We start from the raw sequence: 14,317 nt of genomic DNA on the forward strand, positions 1-14,317 counted from the left end.
GTTGGCGCCAAGCTCCTCGATGTCGGTGTAGACGGCTCGCCGAGATGGACGCTGCCGGGATTGACCTCCAGGTCCTCTCGCACACCGTTCCCGGCCCCGGGATTCTGGACGCCACGCGCGCCGTGCCCGCTGCGAGGGCGGCCAACGACGCTCTCGCCGAGGCCGTGGCCGCATACCCGCATCGATTCGCCGGTTTCGCAGCGCTCCCCACTCCGGACCCGCGTGCCGCCGCCCGGGAACTCGAGCGTGCCGTGTCCGAGTTGGGCATGCGCGGCGCGCTGCTCAACGGCCTGACCCATGGCCAATTCCTCGATCACCCCTGCTACGCTCCGCTCCTCGAATGCGCGGCAGCACTCGGCGTCCCTCTCTACCTGCATCCTTCGCGGCCACCCGAGGCCGTCACCCGCGCTTACTACGACGGGTTGTCGCCGTTGATGGCCGATCATCTCGCCACCGCCGCCTGGGGCTGGCACTCAGAGACCGCTCTGCACCTGCTGCGGATCATCGTGAGCGGCGTGTTCGACCGCTTTCCCGACCTGCAGGTGATCGTCGGGCACATGGGGGAAATGATCCCGTTCGCACTGGCGCGCATCAACACAGTGCTGACTCCCGTGGCCGACCACCTCAGGCAACCTGTCGCCGACTATTTTCAGACCAACATCTGGCTCACGACCAGCGGGTACACCACATTTCCGCCCCTGCAGTGCGCACTGTCGGTGGTGGGGGGCCGACCGGCTCCTCTTTGCCGTCGACTATCCCTACACACCCAACGCACCGGCGCGTGCCCTGCTCGACACAGGGCCCATCAGCCCGGCCGACCGCGAGAAGATCGCTCACGGCAACGCCGAACACCTCCTCGGACTCGACGCCGCCGGCCAATCGACCAATCGAACCCCAGAGGCTTCATGAACCCCGCAGCAACCTCGGCAGACCACGTGTGCGCCGCGCCTCATCGGTGACGTGCTGGAGTCTGTTCGTCACGCGCAGCCGAGCCGGCGCGGCGATCGATTACGTGCCCGTACGCTCGCGCGAGGAGCACGTCGTCGCCGTGATGCTGGACGCGCTGTCGGACCTTCCTGATCGCGGCCCCGTCCTGGCCAGATTCGTCGAGATCGTTGACTCCGAGGACGCCCAGAGGCTCCTAGACGCGCTGGCCGACCGGAGCACGAGCGCCCCGGCACGGAGCGGCGCGAGGGGCAGCAATGCTCAACGGACGCCACTGTCGCACCCAGCCGTCCGCTTCATACATCCAAGGGGTATGGTGGTGCCGATAAGTCGTACACACATGTACGAAATCGGAGGCGTCGATGAACGGCCATATCCCGATCTGTCTGCGCGTGAACGGGCAGGCGTACGAGCTATCGCTGGATCCCCGCGTCAGCCTGCTCGACTGCCTGCGCGAGCATCTGGATCTAACCGGCACCAAGAAGGGCTGCGACCAGGGAGCCTGCGGGGCCTGCACGGTTCTGGTCGACGGTGAGCGGATCAACGCGTGCCTGACGCCCGCCGTGCAGTGCGACGGCGTGGAGATCATCACCATCGAAGCCATGGCGGGTCATGAGCTGGGCACCAAGGTGCAACAGGCGTTCCTGTCGCACGACGGATTCCAATGCGGCTACTGCACCTCCGGTCAGATCTGCTCGACCGTCGCCATGCTGGCCGAACACCGCCACGGCCGCCCGAGCGCGGTAACCGAGGACCTGACCGAGCCCGCAGCGCTCACCGACACCGAGATCAGGGAGCGGATGGCGGGAAACCTGTGCAGGTGCGGCGCCTACAACGGCATCGTGGCCGCCATCAGGGAGGTGGCCGAGGCATGAGGGAGTTCGCCTACGTACGAGCAGAAGATGTGGCCGAGGCAGTTGAACTAGCGGGCCCGCAGGTGAGATACCTGGCCGGCGGGACGAACCTGTTCGACCTCATGCGCGAGGAGGTGGAGCGGCCCGAGCGGGTCGTCGACATCTCACGCCTACCCCTGGCTGCCGTCGACGACCTGCCGGACAGCGGGCTGCGCCTGGGCGCGCTGGCCCGCAACGCGCACGTCGCCGCCGACGACCGAGTCCGCCACCGCTACCCCGTGCTCGCTCGCGCCCTCCTCAAAGGCGCCTCACCGCAGCTCCGAAACCGCGCGACCATCGGCGGCAACCTGCTCCAGCGGACACGCTGCCGCTACTTCTACGACCTCACCGCCGCCTGCAACAAGCGGACGCCCGGCGCAGGATGCGACGCCCTCGCCGGGTTCAACCGCGGGCACGCCATCCTGGGCGCGAGCTCGAGCTGCGTCGCCGTGCATCCCTCCGACATGTGCGTGGCCCTCGCCGCCCTGGACGCGACCGTCAACCTCACCGGCCCCGAAGGCGAGCGCAGCGTGCCGGTCACCGACTTCCACCTCCTGCCGGGCGAGACACCTCATGTCGAGACCGTGCTGCGGAGCGGAGAGCTGGTCACGAGCGTGGACCTGCCGCCCTGGCCACCGGTCTCCGGTGACTACGTCAAGGTGCGCGACCGGGCCAGTTACGCGTTCGCGCTGATCAGCGCCGCTGTGCTGCTGCGCGTCGAGGAGGGCCGGGTCGCGGTGGCGCGCATCGCGCTGGGCGGTGTGGCGCACAAGCCGTGGCGCGCGTACGCAGCCGAGGAGCTCCTGATCGGAGCGGCGGCCGACGAGGCGGCTTTCGCCCGGGCCGCGGAGGAGGCGGTCGCTGGGGCACGCCCGCTGGAGCACAACGCGTTCAAGGCCGAGATGGCCCGGCGGCTGGTCCGGCGTACGCTCATGGACCTGGCGAGGTCGTCATGAACATTGCCGCACGCGGTTTCAGCCTCGCCACGCGCGCCTTGGGCAAGGTATCCAAGCTCCTGCCCGACGGCCGCCACGACCCGCTGTCAGTCCAAACCGGCGACATCGGCCGCCACGTTGAGCGGCTCGACGGGCCGGCGAAGGTGTCCGGCGGCATCCGCTACACCGCCGACCACCTCCCCGTGCGGCTCGCCTACGCCGTCGCCGTGCCCAGCACGATCGCCAAGGGCCGCATCACCGCCGTCGACTCCTCCCGAGCGCTCGCGGCGCCCGGGGTGGTGCTGGTGATGACGCACGAGAACGCGCCACCGATGAAGCCCACCGGCGCGTACGCCACGCTCAAGGGCGTGGTGGCGGCCGCCGCCATGACGCTACCGATCATGAACACGGACCGGGTCTTCTGGCACGGCCAGCCGGTCGCGGTCGTCGTGGCCGAGACCCAAGAGCAGGCCGAGCACGCCGCCCGGCTCGTCGAGGTGCGCTACGAGGTAGAGCCGGCCACGCTGGCGATGACGGACGAGGGCGCCTACACCCCGGCCCACTCGGTGCTGGAGGAGTCGAAGACCGTAGTCGGCGACGCGCGCGCCGGGCTGGCCGCCGCGGCGGCCAGCGTGCGTGGGGTCTACACCACGCCGCTCGAATATCACAACGCGCTGGAACCCCACGCCACCGTGGCGATGTGGGACGGCGACGATCTCACCGTGCACGACACCTCGCAGTACCCGTACGGGGTGAAGGAGATGCTCGCCAAGAAGTTCGGCCTGCCGCCGGACCGGGTGCACGTGCTGGCGCCGTACATCGGCGGCGGGTTCGGCGGCAAGACCACGGCCTGGCCGCACGTGGCGCTCACCGTGGCCGCCGCCAAACTGGCAGGCCGGCCGGTCAAGCTCGTGCTGTCACGCGCGCACACCTTCCACATGACCGGCGGCCGAGCGCCCACCCGGAGCAGGATCGCACTGGGCGCCGACGCCGACGGGCGGCTGACCGCCATCGTCCACGACGCCCTGTCCACCTGCACGATCGACGAGTTCGCCGAGGCCGCCATCGCGCCCTCCCGCCACCTGTACGCCTGCCCGAGCATCGCCGCCCACCAGCGGGTCGTGCGGGTGGACCGGATCCAGAACGCCTTTTTCCGCGGGCCCGGCGTCACCCCGGGATCGTTCGCGCTGGAGTCGGCCATGGACGAACTCGCCTACCAGCTCGGCATGGACCCGCTCGAGCTGCGCCTGCGCAACGAACCCGGCCGCGACCCCATCTCCGGCCACCGCTTCACCAGCCGCCACCTGCGCGAGGCCTACACGCTCGGCGCGGAAGCGTTCCGCTGGAGCGAGCGCGCCCCGGCACCGCGCAGCACCCGGGACGGGCACTGGCTCATCGGACAGGGCATGGCCGCCGCGCTCAACCCCGACGCCATGCTCATCGCCGCCGTCCGGCTCCAGCTCTCCGCCGACGGCACCATCACCATCCACAGCAGCACGAACGAGCTCGGCGCCGGCACCTCGACCGCCCAAACCCAGGCGGCCGCCCAGCGCCTCGGCGTGCCGATGCACAAGATCCGCTTCCTGCAGGGCGACTCGGACGTGGCCAAGACCCGCATCCCCGGCGCCTCGGCGGCCACCACGACCCTCGCCTCGGCCATCTGGAACGCCCGCGACCGCCTGGTCCGCGAGCTCCTCACCCTCGCCGAGGGCAGCCCACTAGCCGGACGCAGAGCCGAGGACGTGGAGACGCGTGACGAGGGGCTCTTCACGAGGGACGGCCGTGGGGAGACGTACCGGCGCATCCTGGAACGGGCCGGACGCGACCACGTCGAGGTGACCGGCAGGTCGGCGGTGCCGTACCAGACCATCAAACGGGGCACCAGCACCTACGGCGCGCACTTCGCGGAGGTGCGAGTCGATGAGGACACCGGCGAGGTACGCGTCTCACGCTGGGTCGGCGCGTTCGACGGCGGCCGCATCGTCTCGCCCAAGCAGGCCACCAGCCAGATGCGCGGTGGCATCATCCAGGGCATCGGCATGGCGCTGATGGAGGAGACACTGCTCGAGGAGCGCTCCGGCCGGATCGTCAACGCCAGCCTGGCCGAATACCACATCCCCACCCACACCGACGTGCCCGACATCGAGGTCCGCTTCGTGAACCTGCCTGACCCGCAAACCCCGCTCGGCGCCAAGGGCATCGGCGAGCTGGGCATCGTTGGCGTGGCCGCGGCCGTCGCCAACGCCGTCTACCACGCGACCGGCACCCGCATCCGCGCTCTCCCCATCACGCCCGACAAGCTGCTTTAGAACGATGCCGCGGGCCCTGGGAGCCGCGGGCCGCATCCCCCGACCGGTGAGGCATGACTGGCCCGGGTGCGATCGTACCCGGGCCAGTCATGGCATCAGAGCCGGTCGAGGATCTTCTGCAGTTGCTCCACCTCGGCTTGCTGAGTGGTCTCGATGGTCTTGGCCAGTTCCTTGGCCTTGGGGTTCGAGCCATTGGCCTGCTCGGTCTTGGCCATCTCGATCGCCCCGTTGTGATGAGCGATCATCTGCTGAACGAACAGCTTGTCGAACGCTTTGCCCTTGGCGGCCTCGAGCTTCTTCATGTCCTCCTCGGACATGACACCCGGCATGCTGTGCCCCATCCCGCCGGAGTCCGGGTGGATGCTCCAGTCGGTGAGCCAGTCCTTCATGGTCTGGATCTCCGGGTCCTGAGCAGCCTTGATCTTGACGGCGAGCTCCTTGATCTCCGGGTCGCTCGCGCGCGTCGCCGCGAGGTCGGCCATCTCGACGGCCTGCTCGTGGTGCGGGATCATCATCTGCGCGAACATGACGTCGCCGTCGTTGAAGGTGGCCGACGGCGACGTGCTGGCGGTGGTGGCGGTGGTGGCGGCAGGCGCGCTGCTGCTGCTCATCCCCTCGTGTCCGGCCATGGAGTCGCCGTTGCCCCCGCCACAGGCGGTCAGCAGGGCGAGCGCACCCGTAGCGGCAGTGAGGGAGATCTTGCGGTTGATACGCATGGTTGTTTGGTCTCTCGAATGGTCGGAACGGTCGGCCTGTTCGCGGACAGCCTCGAAGGCCCGTCCGCACGGGTCATCGGCCTATATCCGCAATATCGAGAGACTCGCCAGCCGCAGCGCCGTAGGCTTCGGCGGAGGCCGGGCGACCCGCGGGACGGCTGCCGGCGCCCCACCGCCATCATCAGATTGTTGCCCCGCTCTGGCCGAGGCCGCGATCAGCAACACGACCATGAACGAGGTCAGAATGGCCAGGCAGACACTGGTCGGATCGAAACCGGGCATCTCACGCTCGGGGACGAAAGCCCGTAGCGCCGCTGGACTGGCCACAAGGGGCTCTTGAGCGACGCCCATGCCGTGCGCATCCGATGGAGAGCCAGCATGCCGGTCATGGACATGCCCCAGGGTGTGCATGCCGCATACTCCCAGGGCGAGGAGGACGAGCAGAAGGCCGCGCGCGAGGCGGCGCCGCACCACTCCCATCGGCCCTCCTTGGCGATCGGCATGCCACGAGACCCATCAGTGTACTAAGGGAACTAGTAGCACCCGCCCAAGCCGGCCGGGTGCCCCCATGGAGGGGTACGGCACCCGGCCCGTGGCGGTTCACCCAAGAAGCCGGTTTCTCGCGCCTTTCTCGCCGGGCGCTCGGGTCAGACGGCGGTCAGCTCGTAGCCCGCCTCCTCCACGGCCTCGCGCACGAGCGTCTCGCCGATGGGCTCGTCGCCGGTCACGGTCACCTTGCCGGTGGCCAGGTCCACGTCGACAGCCGTCACGCCGGCGATCTTGCCGACCTCGGACTTCACGGTGCCCACGCAGTGGCCGCAGGTCATCCCGCTCACGGTGTACGTAGCGCTCGCGCTGGTCATCTCGACCCCCTCGTCGCCAATACCCCCAACAGGTATCAGCCGCTTGCACAATACGCCCGAACGGTCCCACCGACAACCCCAACCCCTAGGGGTATATGAGACCTATCTCACGTCGTGTCCTATACCCCTGCCGGGTATTGTCCATTTGCATGAGACAGCTGAACGCAATCGCGGTCGTCGGAGCGTCGCTGGCCGGTCTCCGGGCAGTCCAGGCGCTACGACGAGAAGGTTTCGACGGCACGATCACGCTGATCGGTGCGGAGCGGCATCTCCCCTACAACCGTCCGCCGCTGTCGAAGAGCATGCTGAAGGGGGACGACGAGGTCACGCTCCCCGGCGCCGAAGAGCTCGGCGACCAATGGCTGAAGGGTCGCCACGCGATACGGCTGAACGCCTCGGAGCGGCGTCTCACCCTGGACGACGGCTCAGAGGTCCACTACGACGGCCTCGTCATCGCCACTGGCGCCAGCCCTCGACGACTGCCTGAGCACCCCGAGGGCGTGCACACCCTGCGCACGGTCGAGGACTCCCGTGCCTTGCGCGCCGAGCTGGCCGCCGGACCCAGCAGCGTGGTGGTCATCGGCGGCGGGTTCATCGGCGGCGAGGTCGCCTCAACCGCCCGCTCCCTCGGCCTGCCGGTCATCCTCGTCGACGCCTCCCCTTACCCGATGAAGAACGTCCTGGGCACCGAGGCGGCGCGGTGGCTCGCCCGCCACCACGAAGACAACGGCGTGGAACTGGTCAGCGAGACCCGCGTGACTGGATTCGAAGGGACCGGCCGTGTGACCGGCGTACGGCTGAGCAACGGACGCACGCTGCCCGCCGACCTCGTGATCGCAGGCATGGGCGTAGTGCCGAATACCGAATGGCTGGAGGGCAGCGGGCTGATGGTGAGCGACGGCGTGGTCTGCGACAACAGGCTGTTCGCCATGGGCACGGCGGACGTGGTGGCCGCCGGCGACGTCGCCCGCTGGCCGCACAGCTTGTACGGCGGCGCGCTCATCCGCGTCGAGCACTGGTCGAACGCCAACGACCAGGGTGGCATCGCCGCACTCAACCTGCTCGCCGGGCCGGAGAACGCCAAGCCGTTCGCCGACCTCCCGTCCTTCGCCACCCACGTGCACGGCGCCCGCATCCAGACCGCCGGCCTGCCGCACCTCGCTGACACCAGCCGCGTCGTCGCCGGATCGCCGGAGGAGGACCGCTTCGCGGTCGCCTTCGCCAAAGACGGGGTGCTCGTCGGCGCGGTCGCAGTGAACGCCCCCAAAGAGCTGATCCGCGTCAAGCGCGCCATCGTGGCCGGCGACCGCCTGGACGCCCTGGCGTGACGTAAAGAACCCCTCCCCGTACTCTACGACCGCCGGTAGCATTGAACGAACTGCGGGCAGAGGAGACTGGTAAATGGTGCGTGGCCTGGGGGAGCTCGAGTCCGCGATCATGGATCGCATGTGGGCCACCAACGCACCCGCCTCTGTCAGGGACGTCCTCGAACATATCCGCAAGGACCGCCCCCTGGCTTACACGACGGTGATGACCGTGATGGACAACCTCCACACCAAAGGCCTGCTCAAGCGCAAGCCGGTCGGCCGGGCATACATCTACGAGGCGGTGTCGTCGAAAGAGGCCTACACCGCCGACGTGATGCGCGAGTCCCTGGCCAGGAGCGGCAACAGGGCGGCCACGCTGGTGCACTTCCTCGAACGGCTCACCCCCGAGGAGGCCAGCGCCTTGGAGGCGGCGCTCCAGGTGTGCCCGCCGAGGGGACGTAGCCAGTGACGGTGGCGATCATCCTCGCGGTGTACAGCGCGTTCGCGGCCTTGGTGCTGCCGAGGATGCTGAGGCGGGCCACCTGGGCCGACCGTGCGCCCAGGTTGGCCATCGCCATGTGGCAGGCGGCGAGTGCGTCGGTGGTCGCCTCGGCGCTGCTGTCGGCGTTCGCCGTCGCCGTGCCCGCCTCCGTGGTGGGGCACGGCCTGGCGGGGCTGTTCGAGGCCTGCGCCGCCCTGCTGGGCGATGAGGCGATATTGAGCTCGACGAGCACCCGGATCGGCCTCGCCGTCGGCGGGCTCGTCCTGGCACGGCTGGCCTACACCGGTGGAGCCGTCATGCTGGGCGCGCGCCGCGCACGCCGGCGGCATGCCGAGGCACTCGCCCTGCTGGGCGAGCACGATCACGACCTCGACGCACTCGTGGTGGACTACGAGGAGCGCCTGGTGTACTGCCTGCCCGGCCGGAAGGGACACGCCGTCATCACCACCGGCGCGCTGCGCTCGCTGGCGCCAGAGCAGGTCGCCGCCGTGCTCGCCCATGAGCAGGCACACCTGCGCGAGCGCCATCACCTGGTGCTGGCCGCCGCCGAGACTCTGGCTCAGGCGTTCCCTCGTGTGCCGATGTTCGACCAAGCGCGAGTCGAGATCGCCCGCCTGGTCGAGTTGCAGGCCGACGATGTGGCCGCACGCCATCACCAGCGCGTCCACATCGCGGCGGCCCTGATAAGGCTGGCGACCGGACGGGTTCCCGCTTTCGCGCTCGGCGCGGGCGGGGAAACGGCTCTCACCCGCGTCCGCCGGATGCTGAACCCGCAGGCGCCGCTCGACCGGCGCGAACGCCTCGCGGGACTCTCGGCGGTGGCGGCGCTGCTCGCCGGTCCGGCCGTCCTGGCCGCGGCCCCAGGCGTGGGCGCGTTTCTCGCCCACCATTGCCATTCCTTCCTCATCACGCTCTGATCTTCTACGAAGAGTGGTAGTAGCCGACTGTAGACTCGCGCCATGAGGTATGTGGGTCGGCGGCTGCGTACGGGCGCCGCAGGAGTCGTGCTGGCTGTAGCCCTGGCAGCCTGTGGCCAGGCGTCGCCGGAGCCCGGCGGAGCGGCTGAGCCGGACCTGGGCGTAGGACACGTTCACGGACTCGGCGTCGATTCCGCCGACGGCGCCCTCTACGTCGCGGGGCATTACGGGCTGTTCAAGGTCACGTCTCCGACCACCATGGCCCGGGTAGCCGACCGCAACCAGGACCACATGGGCTTCACGATCGCCGGCCCGAAGACCTTCCTGGCCAGCGGGCACCCCTCGGCCGAGGACGTCTCACCCGGGGTCCCGCCGCACCTCGGCCTCATCAAGTCGACGGACTCAGGGGTCACCTGGAAGTCGATCTCGGAGCACGGCTCCGCCGATTTCCACTCCATCCAGCCCGCCGGCGACAGCCTCTACGCATTCGACAGCCAGACGTCGAAGGTCTGGCGAAGCCTCGACGGCGGTGCCACCTGGACGCAGGGCACCGAGGAGAGGGTGATCGACCTCGGGGCGGGCGCTGACGAGCCCTCGCGCGTGTATGTGACGACGCCGGATGGGCTGAAGGTCAGCGAAGACGGAGGGGTGAACTTCACCGACGTGGCGAAAGCGCCCCTGCTCAGCCATGTGGACGCCCTCGCCGGCGGGTGGCTGGTGGGGCCGGGAGCCGACGGCAAGATTCACACCAGTCAGGACGGCGGCAAGACCTGGTCGGCCGCCGGCGCACTTCCCACCCAGGCGGTCGCGTTCACGGCCGTGGACCGGCAGCGCCTGCTGGTCGCCCTGGAGGACGGGACGGTGCTGGAGTCAAAGGATGGCGGCAAGACCTTCGCCACCGCATTCCGCGCCGCAAGCTGAGCCGCCGCCCGGCTAGGCGGCCAAACTCCGATGCCTGTCGCTCGTCCTTCGATGCCGCCCACCCGTCGAGGAGGATTGCGCGGATGGCCGCATCCTCGACCGCTTGATGATCAGGACGGCGCCGAGCAGCGCGGCGAGGGCGCCTGCCGGGACGGCCATCGTGTCTACGAGGGACATGGCCTCTGCTGGATTCGGCGCGATGACCGCCGCCGCGGCTTTCGGCGGCACGGCTTTCCCGAACGCGGCAGGCTGCTCCGGAGGTGAGTCCAGTTCGCCTTCGAGCATGAACACTTCCCTATCGTTGTCTCCCGCCTTCTCCTGCACCTTTCTCGGCAGCCCGTACCCTACGACCTTGCTCTGGTCGCGCTGCTTGCGCTTCAGCCATAGCTTGTCGACGTTGCCCTCGATCGTGGAGATCCGTTCGCCGTCGGCCCTCTCAACGATGCCCGCGTGATCGATGCCCTCGACGTTCTTGGAGCCGCTCCAGTCGTAGAAGACGATCGCACCCGGCTCCGGCGTGTCACTCCAGGCCCTTTGAGCCTTGAACCACTTCGCATGGTCGACGGTGTAGGCGAACTCGCCGACGTACTTCTCCACGCCCGCCTGGGTGGCAGCCCACGTGATGAACATGTCGCACCATGGAGCGGTCTTGAAATAGGGATCGCTTTGATCCACGTTGGCGTAATACCAGTCGCCGAACTTGGTGTAGCCGTTGCTCTGTTCCTGGTAGCCGAGATACTTCTGGGCAGCCTCAAGCAGGCCCTCAGCAATGGACGCCATGGGTCGGGGGAATGGCCCTTTCTCCTTGACCGCCTACCGGGTTAGCTGACGGATTCGGGCCAGGAGACGCCCTACCACCGCGTATGCGGCCGATTCACCCCGTGCGTGGATCGCTCCACGCGATTGGTTCCCCGGTTCCCGCCACGGCGGGATTGAGCGGCTGACCGGTCGCCTTCGGGAGAAGGCAGGTCACCCAGCCAGTACGACCCAGGGTAGTAGAGAACTTGACCTGATCGTGACGTAATGCCCAAAAGATCTGCCTGGAGGAGAACATTGGGCACCGCCCACCCACCGCGTCTATGCCGTGGTTACCGTGGGCTTCTCGCTCTTCTTACGGCGTTGCTCCTGCTGCTTGCGCCACCCGTACCGGGTCAGCCCCGACGGCTTGACCACGGAGAGGGTAGTGATCAAGAGCAACACCACGAGGCCGCCGAGGGAGTGCAGCAGTGTGCCGGGCGTGGCGCGGGGATCGGCGCCGGAGGCGGCGAACTCCGCCATAGCGCCGACCGTCTGCGTCTCCTTCAGCAACACAGCGGTGGCAACGACCGTGAGCAGGAACTTCACCAGTACCCAATAGTGCCGCAGCAGGCCCCACGGCGTTCCAAGCGACTGGAGGAGGCCAGTGGCCAGCGACGAGAGGGCCAGGGGGACGATGACGTACGAGACTGTCAGCTCCATCGCGAGGTATCCGCCTCGGACGGTCGCGACGTCCTGGCTGGTCACTGCAGCGACATCGAGTGCCGTGTACGCGGCGACCGCGCCGAGCCAGCCGACCGAGGAGGTGACATGGGCGATGAGGGCGGCCTTGCGGACGCCGGGGGACATGGTCATTTGTTGCCGCTCCCGGCCGGGGCCTGCTGATCTGTGACGCCGCTTCCCGCGGGCATGTGGCGTCCAGGTCCGTGCTCCCCGCCGAGGCCGGTGAGCAGCGTGATGGTGAAGCCCAGAACCAGGATGCCGATGACGATCCCGGCCGCTTTCACCCAGCGAGGCATGCGTGGGGGCGTCCTGCGCTCGGGAACGGGGAACAGGTCAGCCATGTTCGCGGTCCTTTCTCCTTGGGCCCACAGGTTTCGGGCGTCACGACGCCATGTGCGGGGCGTCGAGCGCCATGGCCACCAGTCCACAACGAACGGCCGAACCGCGAATCCCCTCAAGAGGAGATCCTTCGCGTCCCCACGGTGTGGACGAGGGTCACCCTTTGGGGGGATTCTCGGCTGATCCCGCGCGAGTAACCTCTAGGTTTGTGTCCTCGAAGACCATCGCATACCGGCTCTTCGCGGTCCGGCCAGTCTGGGGAGTGCTGTTCGACATCACGCTGACGATCGTCGTGTTCGTCGGTTCCCTGGCTCTGCTGGCGCATGGACTCGGGCTCCTTCCGCATCGCGGCATGGACGTCCCTCACGTTGGATCCGAAAGCATCGATGTGATGGGCCTGGCGCTCGTGGGATGCTCCGCGCTGCCGCTGCTCGCCTGGCGGCGCTTCCCTCTCGGCGTGTTCGCCGTGACCGCGGCTTCCAGCACGCTGCTGGCCGGCCTCGGATACGGAGGCGCCCCGATGCTCGGCCCCGTCGCCGCGCTCTACCTGCTCACCGCCAGCCGCGAACAGCGCCACCCCTGGACGCGGCGGACCACAGCCACCGTAAGCGGCCTGGGCGTGACCTATCTGGGGATTTACCTGGGTTCGACCGCCGCGGCGACCGGCACCTTCCCAAGGATCGAGGTACTTTCCCTTACCCCCGCCGCCTGGGCCTTGGCCTGGTTCGCCGGCGAGCGAACACGCCTGCGGCGTGAGCAGATCGCCGAACTCCAAGCACGTGCCATGCGCGCCGAGCGCGAGGCCGAGCGCGAGCGGCTGCTCGCCACCGTGGAGGAACGCGCCCGCATCGGCCGCGATCTGCATGACTCGGCCGGCCACGCCATCAGCGTGATAGCCGTCCGCGCCGGCGCGGCCCGGCTGCGGCACCATAAGGATCCTGATCGCTCGCTCCAGGCGCTGGAGGCCATCGAAGAACTGGCACGGCAGACGGTTGAGGAAATCGACCAGATCGTCGGCAGTCTGCGCAAGAGAGCCCCCAATGCAGCCGTCGAGGCCCCGCCCGGACTCGCGTCACTCGACACCTTGATCGCGCACCACTCGGCAGCGGGGTTGCACGTGACAGTCGCCACCTCCGGCTCGCCGCACGTCCTCAGCGGCCCCGCCGACCAGGCCGCGTACCGGATCCTGCAGGAGGCGCTCACGAACGCGGCCCGCCACGGAACGGGCACGGCCGGGATCGAGTTGACCTTCGGCGAGACGGCCGTCAACGTCAGCGTCACCAACCCCGTACGGGTCAACAGCATCCCCCGCAGGAGCGGAGGGCATGGGCTGATCGGCATGCGGGAACGCGCCACCCTGCTCAACGGTAGCCTTGCCGTCGAGCACGCCGACGACAAGTTTCGCGTACGCGCGTGCATCCCCTACGGAGGCCACCGCCCATGACGCGGGTGCTGATCAGCGACGACGACGACCTGATGCGCGCCGGACTCATCGAATTGCTGTCCAACGATCCGACGATTCAGATCATCGGCCAGGCCTCGACCGGGCGGGAGGCGATCGAGCGTGCCTGCCGACTCAGGCCCGATGTCGTGCTCATGGATATTCGCATGCCCGACCTCGACGGGATCGCGACAACCCGCGAGCTGTCACGTATGGCCCCGGACGTGAAGGTGCTGATCCTCACTACCTTCGACCAGGACGACTACATCTTCGGCGCGCTGCGCGCCGGCGCTTCCGGCTTCCTGCTCAAACGCACCCGACCCGAAGAGCTCATCACCGCGGTGCATGTGATCGCCGCCGGCGATTCGCTCCTGTCGCCGCCGGTCACCCGGCGCGTCATCGACCGCATGGCGCAGCAACCCACCCCCGACCTCACCGATCAAGCCCGGGTGGCCGGGCTGACCCCGCGCGAGAGGGAAGTTCTCCAGCTCATCGCCCGGGGCCTGTCCAACCGCGAGATCGCGGCCGCCTTTGTTGTCGAGGAATCGACGATCAGGACCCATGTCAAACGACTCCTCATGAAGCTCGATCTACGCGACCGCGTCCAAGCCGTGATCTTCGCGTACGAGAGCGGCCTGAACCAGCTACAACGGTGAGCTAGCCTCCATATCTACGACAGCCCCGCGTTGAGCCTGGGCACGCTCGTACCGCGTGAGATCTCCTCCGCGCCCAGGCGAATGTCCCCCGGGC

General features: G+C 68.6%; 15 protein-coding genes and 1 riboswitch. Of the genes, 10 read left to right on the forward strand and 5 right to left on the reverse strand.

From position 1 onward, the window contains the following. Positions 1-44 precede the first annotated feature (44 nt). The 4 genes from OHA25_RS41360 to OHA25_RS41375 all read left to right on the forward strand — a co-directional run bounded on the left by OHA25_RS41360 (position 45) and on the right by OHA25_RS41375 (position 5,082). Positions 45-959 (forward strand): amidohydrolase family protein, encoded by a 915-nt coding sequence (locus tag OHA25_RS41360; RefSeq protein WP_327582358.1) that lies wholly within the window; start codon positions 45-47, stop codon positions 957-959. Positions 960-1,307: 348 nt separating this feature from the next. Then, a complete protein-coding gene (locus OHA25_RS41365; protein WP_327582359.1) occupies positions 1,308-1,820 on the forward strand; it encodes a 2Fe-2S iron-sulfur cluster-binding protein in 513 nt (170 codons plus the stop codon). Then, complete coding sequence (locus tag OHA25_RS41370) at positions 1,817-2,794, forward strand: FAD binding domain-containing protein (RefSeq protein ID WP_327582360.1); 978 nt, start codon at positions 1,817-1,819, stop codon at positions 2,792-2,794. The genes OHA25_RS41365 and OHA25_RS41370 overlap by 4 nt, the downstream gene beginning before the upstream one ends. After that, the gene (locus tag OHA25_RS41375) at positions 2,791-5,082 is read left to right on the forward strand and encodes a xanthine dehydrogenase family protein molybdopterin-binding subunit (protein WP_327582361.1); all 2,292 of its coding nucleotides are present in this window, start codon (positions 2,791-2,793) and stop codon (positions 5,080-5,082) included. The genes OHA25_RS41370 and OHA25_RS41375 overlap by 4 nt, the downstream gene beginning before the upstream one ends. Before the next feature lie 95 nt (positions 5,083-5,177). Here the strand turns inward: OHA25_RS41375 and OHA25_RS41380 are convergent, their stop codons facing one another. Both OHA25_RS41380 and OHA25_RS41385 read right to left on the reverse strand, forming a co-directional pair. After that, entirely contained in the window at positions 5,178-5,798 is a 621-nt protein-coding gene (locus tag OHA25_RS41380; protein WP_327582362.1) for a DUF305 domain-containing protein, read from the reverse strand. Between the two features lie 647 nt (positions 5,799-6,445). Continuing rightward, positions 6,446-6,661, reverse strand: coding sequence for a heavy-metal-associated domain-containing protein (locus tag OHA25_RS41385; protein WP_327582363.1), 216 nt, complete (start codon positions 6,659-6,661; stop codon positions 6,446-6,448). Positions 6,662-6,810: 149 nt separating this feature from the next. On the opposite strand from OHA25_RS41385, the gene OHA25_RS41390 reads away from it, so the two are divergent. The 4 genes from OHA25_RS41390 (at position 6,811) to OHA25_RS41405 (ending at position 10,308) form a co-directional block, all read left to right on the forward strand. Further along, positions 6,811-7,989 (forward strand): NAD(P)/FAD-dependent oxidoreductase, encoded by a 1,179-nt coding sequence (locus OHA25_RS41390; RefSeq protein ID WP_327582364.1) that lies wholly within the window; start codon positions 6,811-6,813, stop codon positions 7,987-7,989. A 73-nt stretch (positions 7,990-8,062) separates the two neighbouring features. After that, the gene (locus OHA25_RS41395; protein WP_327582365.1) at positions 8,063-8,437 is read left to right on the forward strand and encodes a BlaI/MecI/CopY family transcriptional regulator; all 375 of its coding nucleotides are present in this window, start codon (positions 8,063-8,065) and stop codon (positions 8,435-8,437) included. 2 nt (positions 8,438-8,439) lie between these two features. Further along, a complete protein-coding gene (locus tag OHA25_RS41400) occupies positions 8,440-9,387 on the forward strand; it encodes a M56 family metallopeptidase (protein ID WP_327582366.1) in 948 nt (315 codons plus the stop codon). Between the two features lie 42 nt (positions 9,388-9,429). Further along, positions 9,430-10,308: a F510_1955 family glycosylhydrolase gene (locus OHA25_RS41405; protein ID WP_327582367.1), complete on the forward strand. Its 879-nt coding sequence runs from the start codon at positions 9,430-9,432 to the stop codon at positions 10,306-10,308. A 12-nt stretch (positions 10,309-10,320) separates the two neighbouring features. On the opposite strand, the gene OHA25_RS41410 is transcribed toward OHA25_RS41405, so the two are convergent. From OHA25_RS41410 to OHA25_RS41420, 3 genes are all read right to left on the reverse strand, one after another. Continuing rightward, a complete protein-coding gene (locus OHA25_RS41410) occupies positions 10,321-11,088 on the reverse strand; it encodes a CHAP domain-containing protein (protein ID WP_327582368.1) in 768 nt (255 codons plus the stop codon). Between the two features lie 15 nt (positions 11,089-11,103). After that, positions 11,104-11,257, reverse strand: a riboswitch (cyclic di-AMP (ydaO/yuaA leader). A gap of 128 nt (positions 11,258-11,385) precedes the next feature. Beyond that, positions 11,386-11,919: a hypothetical protein gene (locus OHA25_RS41415; protein WP_327582369.1), complete on the reverse strand. Its 534-nt coding sequence runs from the start codon at positions 11,917-11,919 to the stop codon at positions 11,386-11,388. Beyond that, positions 11,916-12,128 (reverse strand): hypothetical protein, encoded by a 213-nt coding sequence (locus tag OHA25_RS41420; RefSeq protein ID WP_327582370.1) that lies wholly within the window; start codon positions 12,126-12,128, stop codon positions 11,916-11,918. The genes OHA25_RS41415 and OHA25_RS41420 overlap by 4 nt, the downstream gene beginning before the upstream one ends. A gap of 206 nt (positions 12,129-12,334) precedes the next feature. Between OHA25_RS41420 and OHA25_RS41425 the strand changes: the two genes are divergently transcribed. Next, complete coding sequence (locus OHA25_RS41425; RefSeq protein ID WP_327582371.1) at positions 12,335-13,570, forward strand: sensor histidine kinase; 1,236 nt, start codon at positions 12,335-12,337, stop codon at positions 13,568-13,570. Next, positions 13,567-14,223 carry a response regulator transcription factor gene (locus OHA25_RS41430; protein ID WP_327582372.1) on the forward strand — a complete coding sequence of 219 codons (657 nt, stop codon included), beginning with the start codon at positions 13,567-13,569 and terminating at the stop codon, positions 14,221-14,223. Before OHA25_RS41425 ends, OHA25_RS41430 begins: the two co-directional genes overlap by 4 nt. The last annotated feature ends 94 nt before the right edge of the window (positions 14,224-14,317 follow it).

The sequence above is a fragment of the Nonomuraea sp. NBC_00507 genome (genome assembly GCF_036013525.1).
GTDB lineage: Bacteria > Actinomycetota > Actinomycetes > Streptosporangiales > Streptosporangiaceae > Nonomuraea.

What these genes read in the sequence shown, in the direction of transcription:
- OHA25_RS41360 (WP_327582358.1), top strand. Translation starts at nt 45, where the DNA reads ATGGACGCTGCCGGGATTGACCTCCAGGTCCTCTCGCACACCGTTCCC.
- OHA25_RS41365 (WP_327582359.1), top strand. Translation starts at nt 1,308, where the DNA reads ATGAACGGCCATATCCCGATCTGTCTGCGCGTGAACGGGCAGGCGTAC.
- OHA25_RS41370 (WP_327582360.1), top strand. Translation starts at nt 1,817, where the DNA reads ATGAGGGAGTTCGCCTACGTACGAGCAGAAGATGTGGCCGAGGCAGTT.
- OHA25_RS41375 (WP_327582361.1), top strand. Translation starts at nt 2,791, where the DNA reads ATGAACATTGCCGCACGCGGTTTCAGCCTCGCCACGCGCGCCTTGGGC.
- OHA25_RS41380 (WP_327582362.1), bottom strand. Translation starts at nt 5,798, where the DNA reads ATGCGTATCAACCGCAAGATCTCCCTCACTGCCGCTACGGGTGCGCTC.
- OHA25_RS41385 (WP_327582363.1), bottom strand. Translation starts at nt 6,661, where the DNA reads ATGACCAGCGCGAGCGCTACGTACACCGTGAGCGGGATGACCTGCGGC.
- OHA25_RS41390 (WP_327582364.1), top strand. Translation starts at nt 6,811, where the DNA reads ATGAGACAGCTGAACGCAATCGCGGTCGTCGGAGCGTCGCTGGCCGGT.
- OHA25_RS41395 (WP_327582365.1), top strand. Translation starts at nt 8,063, where the DNA reads ATGGTGCGTGGCCTGGGGGAGCTCGAGTCCGCGATCATGGATCGCATG.
- OHA25_RS41405 (WP_327582367.1), top strand. Translation starts at nt 9,430, where the DNA reads ATGAGGTATGTGGGTCGGCGGCTGCGTACGGGCGCCGCAGGAGTCGTG.
- OHA25_RS41410 (WP_327582368.1), bottom strand. Translation starts at nt 11,088, where the DNA reads ATGGCGTCCATTGCTGAGGGCCTGCTTGAGGCTGCCCAGAAGTATCTC.
- OHA25_RS41415 (WP_327582369.1), bottom strand. Translation starts at nt 11,919, where the DNA reads ATGACCATGTCCCCCGGCGTCCGCAAGGCCGCCCTCATCGCCCATGTC.
- OHA25_RS41420 (WP_327582370.1), bottom strand. Translation starts at nt 12,128, where the DNA reads ATGGCTGACCTGTTCCCCGTTCCCGAGCGCAGGACGCCCCCACGCATG.
- OHA25_RS41430 (WP_327582372.1), top strand. Translation starts at nt 13,567, where the DNA reads ATGACGCGGGTGCTGATCAGCGACGACGACGACCTGATGCGCGCCGGA.